This window comes from Neorhizobium galegae (genome assembly GCF_017877135.1).
GTDB classification, from domain to species: Bacteria; Pseudomonadota; Alphaproteobacteria; order Rhizobiales; family Rhizobiaceae; genus Neorhizobium; species Neorhizobium galegae_A.
Genome location: NZ_JAGIPH010000004.1, coordinates 399,911 through 417,296, shown reverse-complemented (window position 1 = coordinate 417,296; position 17,386 = coordinate 399,911). Strand labels below are relative to the sequence as shown.

Here is a 17,386-nt window from a genome sequence, read left to right as displayed (position 1 = left end):
CGCAGCACGTTACTAACCAGGTGTCGTCGTCTTTGCCGAAGTATCGTCATCCCAATCAGCGAAGGGATTGAACTTAATACTCATAGCCTCGATTGCCGCAGCTTCCGCCGGATGGATCGTAATCGTTCCGTCCCTCTCCTGGCGAATAATGATCCTCTGCCCCTAAAGGAAGAAGTCATCTGGAAGTGCTATAAGACGACGATTCCCTTCTCTGGTGATGTTGCTTTCGCATTCTCTTGTCTGCGGTCCCATCGGCGCCCTCCGGATTGAGTTCAAACTCTTACCACAGGGCGCCGAAAACCAATCATTCCGCCGCAACGCCCATGCGCATGCGTTCCATTTCCTCGAGCGCACGACGGTATTCCACCGGCATGACTTTGCGGAACTTCGGACGGTACTCGGTCCAGCGATCCAGGATCTCCTTGGCCCGGTTGGAGCCCGTGTAGTGGAGATGGTTGGAAATCATCTGGTAGAGACGTTCCTCGTCGTGGCGCGTCATATCTTCGGAGACATCGACACGGCCCTTGTGCATGAGGTCGCCACCATGATGGTGGAGCTTCTCCAGCATGTCGTCTTCTTCCGGCACCGGCTCGAGCTCGACCATCGCCATGTTGCAGCGCTTGGCGAAATCGCCGGTTTCATCGAGAACATAGGCCACGCCGCCGGACATGCCGGCTGCGAAGTTGCGGCCGGTTTCACCCAGAACGACGACGATGCCGCCCGTCATGTATTCGCAGCCGTGGTCGCCCACGCCTTCGACAACGGCAATCGCACCGGAGTTGCGCACGGCAAAGCGCTCGCCCGCGACACCGCGGAAATAGCACTCGCCGGTGATGGCGCCGTAAAGCACCGTGTTGCCGACGATGATCGAATGCTCTGCGGCAAGCCGTGAATTTTCCGGCGGGCGCACGATGATGCGGCCACCCGACAGGCCTTTGCCGACATAGTCGTTGCCGTCACCCACGAGATCAAAGGTGATGCCGCGGGCAAGGAAGGCGCCAAACGACTGGCCGGCCGTGCCACGCAGCGTGACATGGATCGTGTCGTCCTTCAGGCCCTTGTGGCCCCAGCGCTTGGCCAGCGCGCCCGACAGCATGGCACCGGCGGAACGGTCGACGTTCTTGATCGGCACTTCGAAGACCACCGGCTCCTTGGATTCCAGCGCCGGAGCGGACTTTTCGATCAGCTTGCGGTCCAGAACGTCGTCGATCGGATGCTTCTGGCGCTCGGTCCAGAAGGTTGCCTCCTTGGGTGCATCGACCTTGTGGAAGATTTTTGAGAAATCGAGCCCCTTGGCCTTCCAGTGGGCGATCATCTCGTCCTTTTCCAGAAGTTCCGAAGCGCCGATGATCTCGTCCAGGCGGGTGAAGCCGAGGGCCGCCAGCATTTCGCGCACTTCTTCGGCGACGAAGAAGAAGTAGTTGATGACGTGCTCGGGCGTGCCCTTGAAGCGCTTGCGCAGAACCGGATCCTGCGTCGCAACGCCGACGGGACACGTGTTCAGATGGCACTTGCGCATCATGATGCAGCCGGCGGCAATCAGCGGCGCGGTGGCAAAGCCGAACTCGTCGGCCCCGAGAAGCGCCCCGATGATGACGTCACGGCCGGTCTTCAAACCACCATCCACCTGCAGCGCGATGCGTGAGCGAAGGCCGTTCAGCACCAGCGTCTGCTGGGTTTCGGCAAGGCCGATTTCCCATGGCGAACCGGCGTGCTTCAGCGAGGTGAGCGGCGAAGCGCCCGTGCCGCCGTCGAAGCCGGCCACCGTGATATGATCGGCACGCGCCTTTGCCACGCCCGCAGCCACCGTACCGACGCCCACTTCCGAGACGAGCTTCACGGAAATATCGGAGGCCGGGTTGACGTTCTTCAGATCGAAGATCAGCTGCGCCAGATCTTCGATCGAATAGATGTCATGGTGCGGCGGCGGCGAGATGAGGCCGACGCCCGGCGTGGAGTGGCGGGTCTTGGCAACCGTCGCATCCACCTTGTGGCCAGGCAACTGGCCGCCCTCGCCGGGCTTTGCACCCTGCGCCACCTTGATCTGCAGCATGTCGGCATTGACCAGATATTCCGTGGTCACGCCAAAGCGGCCGGAGGCGATCTGCTTGATGGCCGAGCGTTCCGGGTTCTGGTTGCCGTTGGCAAGCGGCAGATAGCGATCGCTCTCCTCGCCGCCCTCGCCGGTGTTCGACTTGCCGCCGATGCGGTTCATGGCGATGGCCAGCGTGGTATGCGCCTCGCGGCTGATCGAGCCGAAGGACATGGCACCCGTGGAAAAACGCTTGACGATGTCCACCGCCGGCTCCACCGCGTCGATGGAGACCGGCGTGCGGCCGATATCGGCCGCCGACTTCACCTTGAAGAGGCCGCGAATGGTGTTCATGCGCAGCGCCGTCTCGTTCACCATGGCGGCAAACTCGCGGTAACGCTCCTGGCTGTTGCCGCGCACGGCATGCTGCAGCGAGGCGACCGCATCCGGCGTCCAGGCATGGCTTTCGCCGCGCATGCGGTAGGCATATTCGCCACCGATATCGAGGTTGGTGGCGAGAATAGGGTCCTTGCCGAAGGCCGACAGGTGGCGGGCAACGGTTTCCTCGGCGATTTCCGCCAGGCCAACGCCTTCGATGGAGGTAGCCGTGCCGAAGAAATACTTCTCCACCAGTTCGGACGACAGGCCGATCGCATCAAAGATCTGCGCGCCGCAATAGGACTGGTAGGTGGAAATGCCCATCTTGGACATGACCTTCAGGATGCCCTTACCCACGGCCTTGATGTAGCGATAGACCACTTCGCTCGCATCGACTTCCTTGGGGAATTCGCCGCGCGCATGCATGTCGGTCAGCGTATCGAAGGCAAGATAGGGGTTGATGGCTTCGGCGCCGAAACCGGCGAGACAGCAGAAGTGATGGATCTCGCGCGGCTCGCCCGATTCGACCACGAGCCCGACCGAGGTGCGAAGCCCCTTGCGGATCAGGTGATGGTGCACGGCGGCGGTGGCCAGAAGCGCCGGGATCGCAATGCGATCCGGGCCAATCTGGCGGTCCGAAAGCACGATGATGTTATAGCCGCCCTTGACGGCCGCTTCCGCCCGCTCGCAGAGACGATCCAGCATTTCCGGCATGCCTTCGGCGCCACGCTCCACGTCATAGGTGAAGTCGAGCGTCTTGGTGTCGAAACGGTCTTCCGTGTGACCGATGGAGCGGATCTTTTCGAGATCGCCATTGGTCAGGATCGGCTGGCGCACTTCCAGGCGCTTGGCCTTGGCGGCCCCCTCGTGATCGAGAATGTTCGGGCGCGGACCGATGAAGGAGACGAGGCTCATCACCAGCTCCTCGCGGATCGGATCGATCGGCGGGTTGGTGACCTGGGCAAAATTCTGCTTGAAATAGGTGTAGAGCAGCTTCGACTTCGACGACATGGCCGAGATCGGCGTATCGGTGCCCATCGAGCCAATAGCTTCCTGCCCCGTCGTTGCCATCGGCGACATCAGGATGCGGGTGTCTTCCGAGGTATAGCCGAAGGCCTGCTGGCGGTCGAGCAGCGACACGTCGCGGCGCAGCGCGCGCGGCTCGACGGGCTTCAGCTCTTCCAGGATCAGCTGGGTGCGATCAAGCCAGGTGCGGTAAGGATGCTGCGTGGCAAGCTCCAGCTTCACCTCCTCGTCGGAGACGATGCGGCCCTTTTCCATGTCGATGAGCAGCATCTTGCCCGGCTGCAGGCGCCACTTCTTGACGATGGTTTCTTCCGGCACCGGCAGAACGCCGGCTTCGGACGCCATGATCACACGGTCGTCGTCGGTCACGACATAGCGGGCCGGACGCAGACCGTTGCGGTCGAGCGTCGCGCCGATCTGCTTGCCATCGGTAAACGCAACGGCCGCCGGGCCGTCCCACGGCTCCATCAGGGCGGCATGGTATTCGTAGAAGGCCTTGCGCTCCGGGCTCATGGACTGGTTGCCCGCCCAGGCTTCCGGGATCAGCATCATCACCGCATGGGCCATGGAATAACCGCCACGCACCAAAAATTCGAGCGCGTTGTCGAAGCAGGCCGTATCGGACTGGCCCTCGTAGGAGATCGGCCAAAGCTTGGAGATGTCGTCGCCGAAGAAGGGCGAGGAGACGGACGCCTGGCGCGCCGCCATCCAGTTGACGTTGCCGCGCAGCGTGTTGATTTCGCCGTTATGGGCGACCATGCGGTACGGATGCGCCAGCTTCCACGACGGGAAGGTGTTGGTGGAGAAGCGCTGGTGCACGAGGGCGACCGCGCTTTCGAAACGCGGATCGGACAGATCCTTGTAATAGGCGCCCACCTGATAGGCGAGGAACATGCCCTTGTAGACAATGGTCGAGGATGACAGCGACACCGGGTAGAAGCCGGTCTCCTGGCCGCCGAAAGCATCGTAGATGCGGTTGGAGATCACCTTGCGCAGCAAGAACAGCTTGCGCTCGAAGTCATGGTTCGTCGCCGCATCGCGGCCGGCGCCGATGAAGACCTGACAGTGATAGGGTTCGGTCGCAGCGATATCCGGCGCCTTCGACAGCGAGGAGTTGTCGACCGGCACATCGCGGAAGCCGAGGAACTGCTGGCCCTCCTCGGCGATGACGTCGATCATCACTTTCTTGAAGTGCTCGATCTGCTCGGGGTCTGACGGCATGAAGATATGGCCGACAGCATATTCGCCGGCCTTTGGCAGGGTCACGCCCTGCTTGGCCATTTCCTCGCGGAAAAAGCGGTCGGGGATCTGCACGAGGATGCCGGCCCCGTCCCCCATCAAAGGATCGGCGCCGACGGCACCGCGGTGCGTCAGGTTTTCCAGGATGAACAGGCCGTCCTTGACGATCTGGTGCGACTTCTGGCCCTTCATATGGGCGATGAAGCCGACGCCGCAGGCATCATGTTCGTTGCGCGGATCGTAAAGCCCCTGCGCCAGCGGCAGGCCGGAAGCGGACAGGCGGCGGAAAGGCATGGCGGCTTTCACGGCTTCGTCCGAGCCGGCCGCAGAGCCTTCTGGTGCATGAACCTTCGTCATCGTCTTTCCTCCTACAGGCCGCACAAGCGGACAGGGTTGACCAGGGTGATGGACCTCGCTCTGCGGGCCAGCACAATCATAGAGGCCACACGCGTAGCGCAGAAGACAGCCACCCTTTAAAAACAAAGGTTAACGGAATTCTGCGCTCTCGTTTGGCAAATTAGGACAGGAAGACTGCCCTAATTCTCAATTCCTATGACAGAAATTTGGCGTTCGCGCAAGGTGCCCGCCATAAAATTCCGACACCCGTTCTGGCTGAAAATGTCGGGAACAACGACCAATGGAGCAACAAAATTACGTCAACATGGCGAGAATGATCTTCTTCCTTGCTTCCAAAACAGGTCCGGGCGTCGATGACGGGTAAAACCTATTGAACCTCGCGGATATCGGCCTAATCTCCGGGTCGAGCGGCTGGCGCCGCCGGCCGTTTCCCGGCTGCCCCACACGTCTTGAAAGTCTGCAATTTCATGTTTTTTGCCTCGGATAACTGGGCTGGCGCCCATCACGCCATCAACGAGCGACTGATGAAGGAATCGACCCGCTTTGCCGCCGCCTATGGCACCAGCGCGCTCGATCAGGCCATCGAGCAGCGTTTCAACGAGATTTTCGAGCGCGAAGTCTCGGTGTTCTTCGTGGCAACCGGCACGGCGGCGAATTCCCTGTCGCTGGCAAGCCTTGCCAAGCCCGGCGGCGTCACCTTCTGTCATACGGAAGCGCATGTGATCGAGGATGAATGCGGCGCGCCGGACTTTTTCAGCGGCATGCGCATGTCACCCGTCGATGGCCGCAACGGCAAGATGGATCCCAAAATCCTGTCGAGCCGCATCGCCCGCTATCCGCAGGATGCCGTCCATCACGGCCGCGCCACCGCCGTCACCATGACGCAGGCGACGGAGTTCGGCACCGTCTATTCCCTGGCCGAAATCGAAGAGATTTCCCGCGTGGCCAAGGCAAACGGCCTGCCGCTGCATATGGATGGCGCCCGCTTTGCCAATGCGCTCGTCCAGATCGGCACGACGCCTGCTGAAATGACCTGGAAGCGTGGCGTCGATGTTCTATCCTTCGGCGGCACCAAGAACGGCTGCTGGTGCGCCGAAGCCATCGTGTTCTTCAATCCGGACATGGCCAAGGAACTGCCGTTCATCCGCAAGCGTTCGGCGCAGCTGTTTTCCAAGTCGCGTTTCATCGCAGCCCAGTTCGAAGCCTATCTGCAGGATGATCTCTGGCTGGATCTTGCCCGTCACGCCAATGCCATGGCGGATCGCCTGCGCGCCGGCCTTGCCGCATCCAACAGCGCCCGCCTTGCCTGGGAAACCAGCGCGAACGAAGTGTTTGCCGTCATTCCAAAAGACACCGCCAAGGCCGCCGAAGCCAAGGGCGCCAAGTTCTATGACTGGCTGGAGCCGCACGACATGGCCGAACCGGTCGAAGACGACGCCGTTCTCATCCGCCTCGTCACCAGCTTTGCAACGGAAGCCCAGGACGTCGACGCCTTCCTGGATGTGATCGCCGCAGGCTGAGGCGGACTAGACGATCGGTCACGGCGCCGGATGCGGCACGATCTGCGAGGTAATGAGGCTCGACAGCGCCTCCACCAGAGCCTGATCGGCGCCCCGTCTGGCGACCAGCACGAACTCCACGTCCTCCAGAACCGGAAGACGGGCGCCGGCAATTTCGCGAAGGCCCTCCGGCGCCATGCTGCGCGGCTGAACCAGCACGCCCATGCCGGCCCGCGCTGCCGCCGTCAGCCCGCTGAGGCTTGCGCAGGTGCAGACGATCCGCCACGGAATTTTTGCCCGGTCCAGCGCATCCTGCGCGGCCTTGCGGGTGATGCTGAGCGGCGGAAAGGCGATGAGCGGCAGCGGCTTATCCTCCTGCAGACGCACCAGATCCGGATCGCGCGCCAGCCAGATGAGCGGTTCGCGGTAGAGCAGCCGACCATGGGTTTCGCCGATATGGCGCTTGGCCAGCACCAGATCCAGATCGCCGACATCCTGCATCTGGGTGAGCGTCGCGCTGAGCGCCACCGTCAGCTCCAGATCGACCAGCGGATAAAGCCGGATGAAATCCTCCAGAATGCCGGTCAGGCGGCTTGCCACCACATCCTCCGACACCCCGAGCCGCAGGCGACCGCGCAGGCGATTTTCCGAAAACAATGACAGCGCACGGCCGTTCAGATCCAGCATGCCGCGCGCATAGCCGATGAGCGCTTCGCCTTCTGCCGTCAGCCGCACATGATGCGTGGTGCGGTCGATCAGCTGGCGCCCGAGCGACCGTTCCAGGCGCTGGATGTGCTGGGTGAGCGTCGGCTGGCCAATCCCCAGCCGCTCGGCCGCCGCAGTAAAACTGCCGGTCTGCTGCAACATGACGAAGCTCGACAGGTGAGTGAGGTTCAGCATTTATTGCAATCCGTGATAACTGTTAGTGTTTGCATCTTGCATCATGATGGGTGAAGGGTAAATCCTGCCTGCCACGTTAGGATGCCTGCCCATGAGCCGCTTTCTTCCCGATCGCTTCAACCTGATGCTGGTGACGACGGTCATCATCGCCTCCTTCCTCCCCGCCAAGGGCGCCTTCGCCGACTATTTCGGCATTGCGACGGATTGCGCCATCGCCCTCTTGTTCTTTCTCCATGGCGCGCGGCTGTCGCGCGACGTGGTGATTGCCGGCGTCTTGCACTGGCGCCTGCACCTGACCATTCTTGCCGTCACCTACGCGATCTTTCCGCTGCTCGGCCTTGCCGCCGGCTATATTCCCGGCGAGATCCTGAAGCCTGAGCTTTACATCGGTATCCTGTTCCTGTGCGTGCTGCCCTCCACCGTGCAGTCGTCCATCGCCTTCACCTCGATTGCCGGCGGCAATGTGCCGGCCGCGATCTGCTCGGCGTCGGCCTCCAACCTCTTCGGCATGTTCCTGACGCCGCTGCTGGTTGGCCTGTTGATGACGACAACCGGCAGTTCCGGCTTCTCTCTGGATGCGCTGGAGACCATTCTTCTGCAGCTTCTTGCCCCGTTCATCCTCGGCCAGATCCTGGAGCCGTGGATCGGCAAATGGATCCGCGGCCGCAAGAAGCTGTTGATGCCGGTCGACCGCGGCTCGATCCTGATGGTCGTCTATCTCGCCTTTTCCGAATCGGTCAACGAAGGTTTGTGGCAGACGTTTTCCATCCGCGATATCGGCGTCGTGCTGGTTCTGGATGCGCTGCTGCTGGCGCTCGTGCTGGCGATCACCATGTTCGGCAGCCGGCTTCTCGGCTTCAACAAGGAAGACGAGATCACCATCACCTTCTGCGGATCGAAGAAGAGCCTTGCCTCCGGTGTGCCGATGGCAGGCGCCATCTTCGCGGGCCAGAGCATCGGCGCCATCGTTCTGCCGCTGATGCTGTTCCACCAGATCCAGCTGATGGTCTGCGCGGTGATTGCCCAGAAATATGCGGCAAAGCGTGCCGCCTCCGCCGTGCCCATGGCGGTTGAACCCTCCAAGATCTGACAGAGGCAGGCGGCCACAAGGGCGCCTCGCCCACAGAAAAAAGGCCCCTCCCGTCAGGGAGAGGCCGTCTGCAGCCGGAACGTTGACGCTCGTCAGTTGACCTGTTGCGGAGCCACCTGGGCTTCGATGGTCTTTGGCGTTTCCACCACATCCGCGGCAATCGCGATGCGGCGCGGTTTCAGGGTTTCCGGAATGTTGCGCAGAAGATCGATGTGGAGAAGGCCGTTCTTCAGCGAGGCGGCCTGGACTTCCACATGGTCTGCCAGCTGGAAGCGGCGCTCGAAGGCGCGCTTGGCGATGCCGCGATAGAGGTATTCGCTCTTGGCCTGACTGTCTTCCTCGGACTTTTCACCCTTCACGGTCAGCACATGGGCATGGGCCTCGATGCTGAGTTCGGTTTCATCGAAGCCGGCCACCGCCATGGTGATGCGGTAGGTGGTCTCACCGGTGCGTTCGATGTTGTAGGGGGGATAGGTCTGGGCCTGCTCGGGATGGCTTGCGCCATCGAGCATGGAAAAAAGCCGGTCGAAACCGACGGTGGAGCGATAGAGCGGCGAAAAATCGACGTGACGCATGATGTCCTCCTTGAAGCGACGTTTGCGAAGTTCAGTCTCACGGCGGCACCCCGTTCTGGCTGTGCCACCTTTGGGTTACAGACCCTTTCGGCGTCCGTGACAGACAGATGGGAGCTCTAAATTTCCGCTTCAAGACCTTTTGGCTGCAAAAAAGCGAGGTCACCTCATCTGCCGGGATCTGCGGCTGAACGGCGGGTGAACGGACGGTTCCACCACCGTTCAGGCACCCTCTGCGAGAAAGGCGACAACCGGGCGGCCTGCCGCCGGCCACTGAAGCCACGTCCCTTCTCTTCAGTGTCATTTGGCCGGGGCCGGCAATCCGGCTCCGGCTTTTTTCTTTGACGCCTGCGCGCCAAGATCCTAACCCTTGCACCAGCGAGACGGTCCGGTGCTTTGCGCCAACAGACATTGGCCGGTCGAAGCAGACAGACGACGTCTGCCGTGTTTCCCGCGGCAGGCGTTGCACAGGAAGGACGGCAAGCCGATGGATGACATCCTCTTTTCCACGCCCGGCAATCCGGTTCCCGACAATCATGTCGCCGGCTATTTTGAGGGCCATCGCGGCACGCGGCTGCGCTACGGCCTGTTTCGCTCCGATCTGTCGCCGGCGCGCGGCACCGTCGTCCTCGTTCAGGGTCGCAACGAATTCATCGAGAAATATTTCGAAACGATCCGCGACCTCAACGCAAAGGGCCTGTGGGTGGCGACCTATGATCTGCGCGGCCAGGGCGGATCAGACCGGCTGCTTGATGATCCCCGCAAGGGCCATGTGCGCCGCTTTGCCGATTACGAGCGCGATCTGGAGCTGTTTCTCGAAAAGATCGTTCTGCCCGATGCGCGCCTGCCCTTCTTTCTGGTCGCCCATTCCACCGGCGCGCTGATTGCGCTTTCGGCGGCCCCTCGCCTGCTAAACCGCATCGATCGCATGGCGTTGGCGGCACCCTATGTGGCGCTGACCGGGCAATCGCTGCCCGAACCCTGGATCCGGCGGCTGTCGCGGCTGCTCTCCACCCTCGGGCTTGGCGCCACATCGCTCGGCGCCGACCGCAGCCAGCGCCCGTTCGAGGGCAACCCGCTCACATCGGATCGGCAGCGCTTCCTGCGCAATGCAGAGATCATCGCCGCACGGCCGGACCTGACCATCGGCGCACCCACGGCACGCTGGCTGCACGAGACGCTGAAGACCGCTGCCCGCGTCTCCTCCCAGACGCATCTGACGAAAATCACCATTCCGACGCTGCTGCTCGCCCCGATGCTGGATGGGGTCGTGCCCTATCTGGCGCAAGAGCGGCTCTCGCGCAATTTCCGCGCCGGACAGTTGGTCACCATCACCGGTGCGCGCCATGAAACCTTCCAGGAGCGCGATATTTTTCGCGCCCAGGCACTTGCCGCGCTGGAGGCCTTCATGCCGGGAAGCGAGCCGATTCCGGATTTTTCCGAGCCCGCCGCCTGACGCGTCCGATCACTTCAGATAGGCGATCGCCTCGTCGTAAACGGCGCGGCTGCCGGCCGCGATGATGCTGCCGCCCGCTTCCGGCCGTCCGCCCTCCCAAGTGGTGACAATGCCACCGGCCTGCTCGATGATCGGGATCAGGGCACCGACATCATAGGGCTTCAGGTTGTTTTCGATGACGAGATCGACATGGCCTGCGGCAAGCAGCACATAGGCATAGCAATCAAGGCCATAGCGGAACAGCTGCACCTTGTCTTCCACCGCCTTGTATCGCGCCAGGGCGTCGCCCTCAAAGATATGCGGCGAGGTGGTGAACAGCGTTGCGTTTGCGAGCGTGCCGCAATCGCGCGTGCGGATCTGCCGCTCGCCGTCGGGACCGCGATACCAGGCGGCCGTGCCATCGGCATAATAGCGCTCGCCGGTAAACGGCTGGTCCATCATCCCCATCACGGCCCGTCCCCCGGCATAAAGGCCGATCAGCGTGCCCCAGGACGGAAGGCCCGAGATGAAGGCGCGGGTTCCATCGATCGGATCGATCACCCAGACATGCTCGCGGTCCAGGCCTATGGATTCATGCTCCTCGCCGAGAATCCCATGGTCGGGGAAGCGGGCGGTGACGAGATCGCGAATGGCGGTTTCGGCGGCGCGGTCGGCCTCCGTGACCGGATCGAACCCGCCCGCCAGCTTGTTGGCAACCAGGGTGCCGGTGCGAAAACGCGGCAGGGTCTGTTGGCGGGCGGCATCGGCCAGGGCATCGAAGAAAGCGCGATCAGGCAACATGAAATATCCCGTGCTTGAGAGGGTGCCTGTCTTTCTACCCGATCGGTCGACCGGGGCAAGCCGATCCTGCAAAATGCTCTATGCCTCAAGTTTAATCACAGGCAATAATTGCTTGACAAATGAGCATAGCTTTCATAACGTCGTGATCGCAGTCTTTTGACTGTAAATACCCTCCTTGGGTGTTTCCTCCCTAGACTTAGCCGCGCCCGTAGGCGCGGTTTTTTTTGACCTGCACACGGCCGCATGCAGGCGCGAGAGCGCCAACCACATTGCACGCAGGATAAAATACAGGAGGGGCCGTTATTCCGCGGCGAGCGCCATGTCGGCACTGAAGCCGACGGAAAATTCCACCATCTGGCGCATGAAGGTGGAGAGTGCACCAGCAATCAGGTCAAAATCCGGCCGCCGCTGCAGCGTGACCTCATCGACATAGAGCGCGCGGTTGACCTCGATCTGGAGCGCGTGCAGGCCGCGCACAGGGCGCCCGTAATGCTCCGTGATGAAGCCGCCCGCATAGGGTTTGTTGCGCACGGCATGAAACCCCATATCTTCCAGGAAATGCAGCGCGGCCCGCGACAGGTCGGCGGAGGCGCTGGTGCCATAGCGATCACCGATGATGAAATCCGGGCGCACATTTGAGCCGGCAACACGGATCGTTCCCGGCATGGAATGGCAATCGATGAGGATGGCGAGACCGAAACGGGCATGGGTGCGCGCAATCAGGCGCCGCAGGCAGGCATGATAAGGCTTGTAGATCGTCTCGATCCGCGACAGGGCCTCGTCCACCGAGAGCCTGCGCGCATAAATCTCCATGTTTTCCGCCACGATGCGCGGCACGGTGCCGAGCCCGCCGGCGACCCGCATCGAGCCGATATTGGCGTAAGACGGCAGCGCGCCGTCGAACATGCGCGGATCAAGCTCATAGGGCTCGCGGTTCACATCGAGATAGGCACGGGGAAAATTGGCCACCAGAAACGGCGCGCCGAGGGCCGTGGCATCGGCAAACAACTCATCGACATAGTGATCCTCCGACCGGCGGATGCCGATCTGGTCGAGACGCGATGCCTTGAGAAATTCTGCCGGATACTGGCGCCCGCTATGGGGAGAGTTGAACACGAAGGGAATGATCTGCGTGTCAGGCTCGCGCACCTCGAAGGGGTCAAAATCGCCCGTCACCCAATCCATGCCCTTTACCATGCCGTGAACTTGTCTTAACCGCCATGTTGCCAGTTGCCCGCTGTGAAGTCCATACTATCTACACCCACTGCCGCGGGCGTTGCCGCCTTGCGCATTCACAGGTTTTTTACTGCGGCTGCGTAGGGTGCGGATCCTTTCGAACCATGAGAAACCACAAACGGTCCTGATGATGCAAAAAATCCTTCTCGCCGAAGATGATAACGATATGCGCCGTTTCCTGGTGAAGGCGCTGGAAAAGGCCGGCTACAAGGTGGCGTCCTTCGACAATGGCGCAAGCGCCTATGACCGGCTGCGCGAAGAGCCGTTTTCACTGCTGCTGACCGATATCGTCATGCCCGAAATGGACGGCATCGAACTGGCACGCCGCGCCACCGAACTCGATCCTGACCTCAAGGTCATGTTCATCACCGGCTTTGCCGCCGTGGCGCTGAATTCCGATTCGAAGGCACCCAAGGACGCCAAGGTGCTTTCCAAGCCCTTCCACCTGCGCGATCTGGTGGACGAAGTGAACAAGCTTCTGGCTGCCTGAGCCGGGATTCCGGGCTTCCGGAAGCGACTGTCAAAAAACAGTCACGACCGGTGAAAAAAGCGGTTGACGGGCCGAGCCTGTTATGGTCTATGCCGCGTCACGGAAGGGCGTGTAGCTCAGCGGGAGAGCACTACGTTGACATCGTAGGGGTCACAGGTTCAATCCCTGTCACGCCCACCATTCCATTCTAAACGTTGAGAAATCCGCTTCGGCGGATTTTTCCGTTTTAGGGCTCTGGCGACAGATTTTGCGCGTCACCTGCCCTCTGACAAAGGCTTGCCGTGCCGAGGACGAAAGCCGCCGCGACGGCCTCTGATGCCACCCCTTGCGCGCCGGCGTCCGCAACTTATCCACAGCCTCGACACCCGTGACGCTGCGCCAAAACCGGTCGGGGATGAATTCCCCGAGGCGCCCCCTATCTCCCTGTGGACAACACCAGCCATGGGAGAAAGACGATGGGACTTTTCGACAGCCTGATGGGTCACGGATCGAAAGTCGATCCAGCCGATCTTAACAAGCGCCTCGATGGCGTGCTGATCGACGGCGAGGCGCCGCAGCTCGCCTTCCGTATCGTGCGCGATTTTTTCGTCTTCACCCAGCACCGGCTGATTCTCGTCGATATCCAGGGCATGACTGGCAGCAAGGTCAGCTATACCAGCGTCCCTTACCGGGCCATCACGCGCTTTGCCGTGGAAACCGCCGGTACGTTTGATCTGGATTCGGAATTGAAGATCTGGGTTTCGGGAAGCGCCACGCCGATTGAACGCACGCTTGGCAAGGGAAGCGATGTGCGCGGCATTCAGCGTGCGCTGGCAACCGGTGTCTGGCGCTAGCACATCGGCGCGAAGACCAGAGCCATTATTGCCAAGCATGAAGCATAGGCAGTGCAACAAGCGCCGTGCTCCGCCCCGATGAATGGGCAATGCCTCCTCTTGCTTGCGCCAAGCGCAAGCCTGCAGCCGTCTCAAGCCGCAGGGTCGGTGTGCTTCGGTGTTGCTTGCGAATACCTCTTCACATTTTCGTTAACAGCTTTTCGGCCTGAAACCTCCTGCCCCTCTCGTGGTTGTTCTTCCGCACAGTCTACCACGTGGAGGAGAACATGCAGAAATTCATGAGTGTACTGCTGGTAACAGCAGCCTTTGCTAGCCCTATACCGTATCAGGCTTTCGCCCAGGATATTGGTGTATCGGTGGGCGGCATCAGCGCCGGCGTCGATGTCAACACCAGCAATGGGCTGGGGGTCGGGGCCGATGCGTCCATCGGCGGCAGTTCCGGCATCAATGCGGGTGCTGACGCCAATGTGGGAGGAGGAAGCGTTGCGGGCGCGGACGTGAATGCGTCGGTCGGCGGAGCCAATGGCGTGAACGCCGACGCAAATGCCAATGTCGGCGGCGGCCGCGGCATTGATGCCGGCGCCACGGCCTCCATCGGCGGCAGCCGCGGCGTCAATGCCGATGTCGGCCTTGGTGTCGGCGGCGGACGCGGTGTCGGCGTGGGCGCCAATGTCGGCATCGGCGGCACCTCGCCCGGCGGCATTCCTGGCGGTCCCGGCAGCAATCCCGGCACTGGCAACCCTGGCAACCCCGGCAATCCTGGTAACCCCGGCAGCCTGACGCCGGCGCAGATGCAGACACTGCGCAACATGTCGGGCGACGAACGCCGGCAGATGATGGTGCGTTGCGCCACGATCAGCTCGCAAAGCTATGATGCGGCGCTCGTCAACCTCTGCCGCCTGCTGCGCCAGAGCGCATCGCGCTGAGCAAACCCTTCCAAGTTCTACAATCAGGCAGCACAAAAGGCGGGCCCTTCGAGGACCCGCCTTCTTGCTTCACGTCACATACCAGACCGGATGACCGTTCCGACGCGCGGCCTACCAGCGCGGCGGCGGACCCCAGTCTCCCCGGGGCGGGCCCCAATGGCTGTAATGCGGTGGCGGGCGGTAACGCGGCGGCGGCGGGCCCCAGCCCCAATCGGGCGGTGGCGGGCGATAATAGCGCCGCGGCGGCGGCCCGCGACGCGGCACGCAATCACCCCAGCGGTTCAAACGCCACCCGGGCCCGCAGGCATAATCCACCTGCTGGATGAGGCGCGATGGCGCGACCTGCGGCGCCTCCGCGCCAAACGCGCGGGGTACGGGCTGGGCAAGACTGGCGCCGGCGCCAGCAAGGGTCAGGGCTGCGGCAAGGAAAAAAGACTTCATGGTCGTGTACCTCGTGTCAAGCGACGGGGACAGAATTGAGCGCGACAGCTGAATGTCGGCTGAATCGTCCGTTCATCCGCCAGAGGCTTTTCAAGACCGGCACCGGGGCAAAATTTTGCAGGATCGACAAAATATTCTGGAAATTTCTGCTTTCACCGCCTCGAATTCGACGAAAATTGCCTAGCTATGACATCAACCGCGACATCCTCCCCTGCCTGTGGCCTGAAGAGCCAAGACGGGAGGCGCAAAGGACCTGGCCGCGGAAAACCGTTTGCCGTGCGACCGACAAGCCCATCAGGAGGGCGTGCTGCCCGATGAAGACGCTCTCCATTGCCTCACCGCTGCGACTGGGCCAGACCTGGATCAAGCTTGCCAAGAAAAAGGCCTTTGCCCGCGGCAGTGAGATCGGCCTGGTTCTCGCCGCGGTGCTGATTGGCCTTGCGGCGGGAACCGCCGTCAGCGGCATGAGCTTCCTGTCGCGCAGCCTACACAGCCTGATCTTCGGCATCACCATCGACGACTGGCTGAGTTCGTCCACCATCGAAAACCAGTTGGTGGTGCTGGTGGCGCCAATTATCGGCGGCATTCTGCTCGGGCTGGTGCTCTATATCCTCGCCCGGCGGCGCAAGCGCGCCATCGTCGACCCGATCGAGGCGAACGCGCTCTATGGCGGACGCATCTCGCTCACCGACAGCATTATCGTTGCCGGCCAGAACCTCATCTCCAACGGCTTCGGCGCCTCGGTGGGTCTGGAGGCGGGCTATACGCAGCTTTCGGCAGGCCTTGCCTCGAAGCTCGGCACCAAGCTCAACCTGCGGCGCGAAGACATGCGCATCCTCGTCGGCTGCGGGGCGGCCGGCGCCATTGCCGCGGCCTTCAACGCGCCGCTGACCGGCGCTTTCTATGCCTTCGAACTGATCATCGGCACCTACAGCATGGTGGCGCTTGCCCCCGTCGTCGTCGCCGCCATTATCGCAACCTTCGCGGCGCGGGCCTTTTCCGGCAACAGTTTCATCATCGAGGTGGGTGAGATCGGCGTGATCACACCGGCCGACTACGTGCCGGCCATCGTGCTCGGAGCCATCTGCGCCGGTGTCGGCATTCTCATCATGCAGGGCGTCGCCTTTGTCGAGGAACTGGCGCGTAAAAGCTCGCTGCCGCCTTATGTGCGCCCGGCGCTCGGCGGCATCGTCGTCGGGCTTCTCGCCATGGTCACGCCACAGGTTCTGTCTGCCGGCCACGGCGCGCTGCATCTCAACCTCGACAGCGAGGCGCCGGCCAAAATCCTCATCGGCATCCTGCTGCTGAAATCGCTCGCCTCTGCGGTGTCGATCGGCTCGGGCTTCCGCGGCGGCCTGTTTTTCGCCTCGCTGTTCATGGGCTCGCTGATCGGCAAGATTTTCGGCACGCCGGCCGACTTCATCACCACCGGCACGCTGACACCGACCGTGCTTGCGGTGGTCGGCATGAGCTCGCTTGCCGTTGCCATCATCGGCGGGCCACTCACCATGACGTTTCTGGCGCTTGAAATCACCGCCGACTTTCCAATCACCGCGCTGGTTCTGGCCGCCGTCATCACCTCGTCGCTCGTGGTGCGCACCACCTTCGGCTATTCCTTTGCCACCTGGCGTTTTCACCTGCGCGGTGAGAGCATCCGCAGCGCCCATGACGTCGGCTGGATCCGAAACCTCACCGTCGAAAAGCTGATGCGTGCCGATGTGAAATGCGCAAAGCTTGGCGTGCCGCTTGCGGAGTTTCGCGAGGCCTTTCCGCTGGGCTCGGCCAAGCGTGTCATCCTGCTCGACGACCAGGACCGCTATGCAGGTCTGATTTCCCTGCCCGACATCTATGCCGAAGAGGCGGAAACCGCCCGGCCGCGCACGCAGCTTGCCGATTTCGTCAGCCACCAGAACGATTTCCTGCTGCCGCAGATGAACGCCAAGCAGGCCGCCGAAATCTTTGACCATGCCCGTGCCGAAGCGCTGCCGGTGATCAGCAACTTGATCGACCGGCGGGTAGTCGGCCAGCTCAGCGAAGCTCATACGCTGCGCCGCTACAGCGAAGAACTGGATCGGCGCCGCCGCGAGGCCGTGGGCGAAGTCTGACACCTCCGCCCATGACGCACCGCGCT

General features: G+C 62.1%; 13 protein-coding genes and 1 tRNA gene. 8 read left to right on the top strand and 6 right to left on the bottom strand.

Going from position 1 to position 17,386, the window contains the following annotated elements; translation table 11 throughout:
- Positions 1-304: 304 nt before the first annotated feature.
- Positions 305-4,969 (bottom strand): glutamate synthase large subunit, encoded by a 4,665-nt coding sequence (gene gltB, locus J2858_RS14830; RefSeq protein WP_245366257.1) that lies wholly within the window; start codon positions 4,967-4,969, stop codon positions 305-307.
- Positions 4,970-5,499: 530 nt separating this feature from the next.
- Here gltB and J2858_RS14825 point away from each other — a divergent pair.
- The gene (locus J2858_RS14825; RefSeq protein WP_210105573.1) at positions 5,500-6,552 is read left to right on the top strand and encodes a threonine aldolase family protein; all 1,053 of its coding nucleotides are present in this window, start codon (positions 5,500-5,502) and stop codon (positions 6,550-6,552) included.
- Between the two features lie 18 nt (positions 6,553-6,570).
- On the opposite strand, the gene J2858_RS14820 is transcribed toward J2858_RS14825, so the two are convergent.
- Positions 6,571-7,431, bottom strand: coding sequence for a LysR family transcriptional regulator (locus tag J2858_RS14820; protein ID WP_210105572.1), 861 nt, complete (start codon positions 7,429-7,431; stop codon positions 6,571-6,573).
- Between the two features lie 91 nt (positions 7,432-7,522).
- Here J2858_RS14820 and J2858_RS14815 point away from each other — a divergent pair, with 91 nt between their 5' ends.
- On the top strand, positions 7,523-8,521 hold the full coding sequence (locus tag J2858_RS14815; protein ID WP_210105571.1) for a bile acid:sodium symporter family protein: 999 nt from the start codon (positions 7,523-7,525) through the stop codon (positions 8,519-8,521).
- 92 nt (positions 8,522-8,613) lie between these two features.
- Here J2858_RS14815 and J2858_RS14810 read toward each other — a convergent pair whose 3' ends face one another.
- Complete coding sequence (locus J2858_RS14810; protein ID WP_210105570.1) at positions 8,614-9,096, bottom strand: Hsp20 family protein; 483 nt, start codon at positions 9,094-9,096, stop codon at positions 8,614-8,616.
- A gap of 484 nt (positions 9,097-9,580) precedes the next feature.
- Between J2858_RS14810 and J2858_RS14805 the strand changes: the two genes are divergently transcribed.
- Positions 9,581-10,549: an alpha/beta fold hydrolase gene (locus J2858_RS14805; RefSeq protein ID WP_210105569.1), complete on the top strand. Its 969-nt coding sequence runs from the start codon at positions 9,581-9,583 to the stop codon at positions 10,547-10,549.
- A 9-nt stretch (positions 10,550-10,558) separates the two neighbouring features.
- On the opposite strand, the gene hisN is transcribed toward J2858_RS14805, so the two are convergent.
- Together hisN and J2858_RS14795 are read right to left on the bottom strand one after the other, a co-directional pair.
- Complete coding sequence (gene hisN / locus J2858_RS14800; RefSeq protein WP_210105568.1) at positions 10,559-11,329, bottom strand: histidinol-phosphatase; 771 nt, start codon at positions 11,327-11,329, stop codon at positions 10,559-10,561.
- A 300-nt stretch (positions 11,330-11,629) separates the two neighbouring features.
- Positions 11,630-12,514, bottom strand: a complete 885-nt coding sequence (locus tag J2858_RS14795) for an N-formylglutamate amidohydrolase (protein WP_210105666.1) — start codon at positions 12,512-12,514, stop codon at positions 11,630-11,632.
- 178 nt (positions 12,515-12,692) lie between these two features.
- On the opposite strand from J2858_RS14795, the gene cpdR1 reads away from it, so the two are divergent.
- From cpdR1 to J2858_RS14775, 4 genes are all read left to right on the top strand, one after another.
- The gene (gene cpdR1, locus J2858_RS14790) at positions 12,693-13,055 is read left to right on the top strand and encodes a response regulator CpdR1 (protein ID WP_210105567.1); all 363 of its coding nucleotides are present in this window, start codon (positions 12,693-12,695) and stop codon (positions 13,053-13,055) included.
- A 105-nt stretch (positions 13,056-13,160) separates the two neighbouring features.
- Positions 13,161-13,235: transfer RNA gene (locus J2858_RS14785), tRNA-Val, on the top strand.
- 275 nt (positions 13,236-13,510) lie between these two features.
- Positions 13,511-13,888, top strand: coding sequence for a PH domain-containing protein (locus J2858_RS14780; RefSeq protein ID WP_210105566.1), 378 nt, complete (start codon positions 13,511-13,513; stop codon positions 13,886-13,888).
- 266 nt (positions 13,889-14,154) lie between these two features.
- Positions 14,155-14,814: a hypothetical protein gene (locus tag J2858_RS14775; protein WP_210105565.1), complete on the top strand. Its 660-nt coding sequence runs from the start codon at positions 14,155-14,157 to the stop codon at positions 14,812-14,814.
- Between the two features lie 111 nt (positions 14,815-14,925).
- Here J2858_RS14775 and J2858_RS14770 read toward each other — a convergent pair whose 3' ends face one another.
- Complete coding sequence (locus tag J2858_RS14770; RefSeq protein WP_210105564.1) at positions 14,926-15,255, bottom strand: GCG_CRPN prefix-to-repeats domain-containing protein; 330 nt, start codon at positions 15,253-15,255, stop codon at positions 14,926-14,928.
- A gap of 314 nt (positions 15,256-15,569) precedes the next feature.
- Between J2858_RS14770 and J2858_RS14765 the strand changes: the two genes are divergently transcribed.
- Positions 15,570-17,360, top strand: coding sequence for a chloride channel protein (locus J2858_RS14765; RefSeq protein WP_210105563.1), 1,791 nt, complete (start codon positions 15,570-15,572; stop codon positions 17,358-17,360).
- Positions 17,361-17,386: the final 26 nt, after the last annotated feature.

Excerpts from the sequence above, each read along its gene's own strand:
- gltB (WP_245366257.1), bottom strand. The coding sequence starts at position 4,969 with ATGCCTTTCCGCCGCCTGTCCGCTTCCGGCCTGCCGCTGGCGCAGGGG.
- J2858_RS14825 (WP_210105573.1), top strand. The coding sequence starts at position 5,500 with ATGTTTTTTGCCTCGGATAACTGGGCTGGCGCCCATCACGCCATCAAC.
- J2858_RS14820 (WP_210105572.1), bottom strand. The coding sequence starts at position 7,431 with ATGCTGAACCTCACTCACCTGTCGAGCTTCGTCATGTTGCAGCAGACC.
- J2858_RS14815 (WP_210105571.1), top strand. The coding sequence starts at position 7,523 with ATGAGCCGCTTTCTTCCCGATCGCTTCAACCTGATGCTGGTGACGACG.
- J2858_RS14810 (WP_210105570.1), bottom strand. The coding sequence starts at position 9,096 with ATGCGTCACGTCGATTTTTCGCCGCTCTATCGCTCCACCGTCGGTTTC.
- J2858_RS14805 (WP_210105569.1), top strand. The coding sequence starts at position 9,581 with ATGGATGACATCCTCTTTTCCACGCCCGGCAATCCGGTTCCCGACAAT.
- hisN (WP_210105568.1), bottom strand. The coding sequence starts at position 11,329 with ATGTTGCCTGATCGCGCTTTCTTCGATGCCCTGGCCGATGCCGCCCGC.
- J2858_RS14795 (WP_210105666.1), bottom strand. The coding sequence starts at position 12,514 with ATGGATTGGGTGACGGGCGATTTTGACCCCTTCGAGGTGCGCGAGCCT.
- cpdR1 (WP_210105567.1), top strand. The coding sequence starts at position 12,693 with ATGATGCAAAAAATCCTTCTCGCCGAAGATGATAACGATATGCGCCGT.
- J2858_RS14780 (WP_210105566.1), top strand. The coding sequence starts at position 13,511 with ATGGGACTTTTCGACAGCCTGATGGGTCACGGATCGAAAGTCGATCCA.
- J2858_RS14775 (WP_210105565.1), top strand. The coding sequence starts at position 14,155 with ATGCAGAAATTCATGAGTGTACTGCTGGTAACAGCAGCCTTTGCTAGC.
- J2858_RS14770 (WP_210105564.1), bottom strand. The coding sequence starts at position 15,255 with ATGAAGTCTTTTTTCCTTGCCGCAGCCCTGACCCTTGCTGGCGCCGGC.
- J2858_RS14765 (WP_210105563.1), top strand. The coding sequence starts at position 15,570 with ATGAAGACGCTCTCCATTGCCTCACCGCTGCGACTGGGCCAGACCTGG.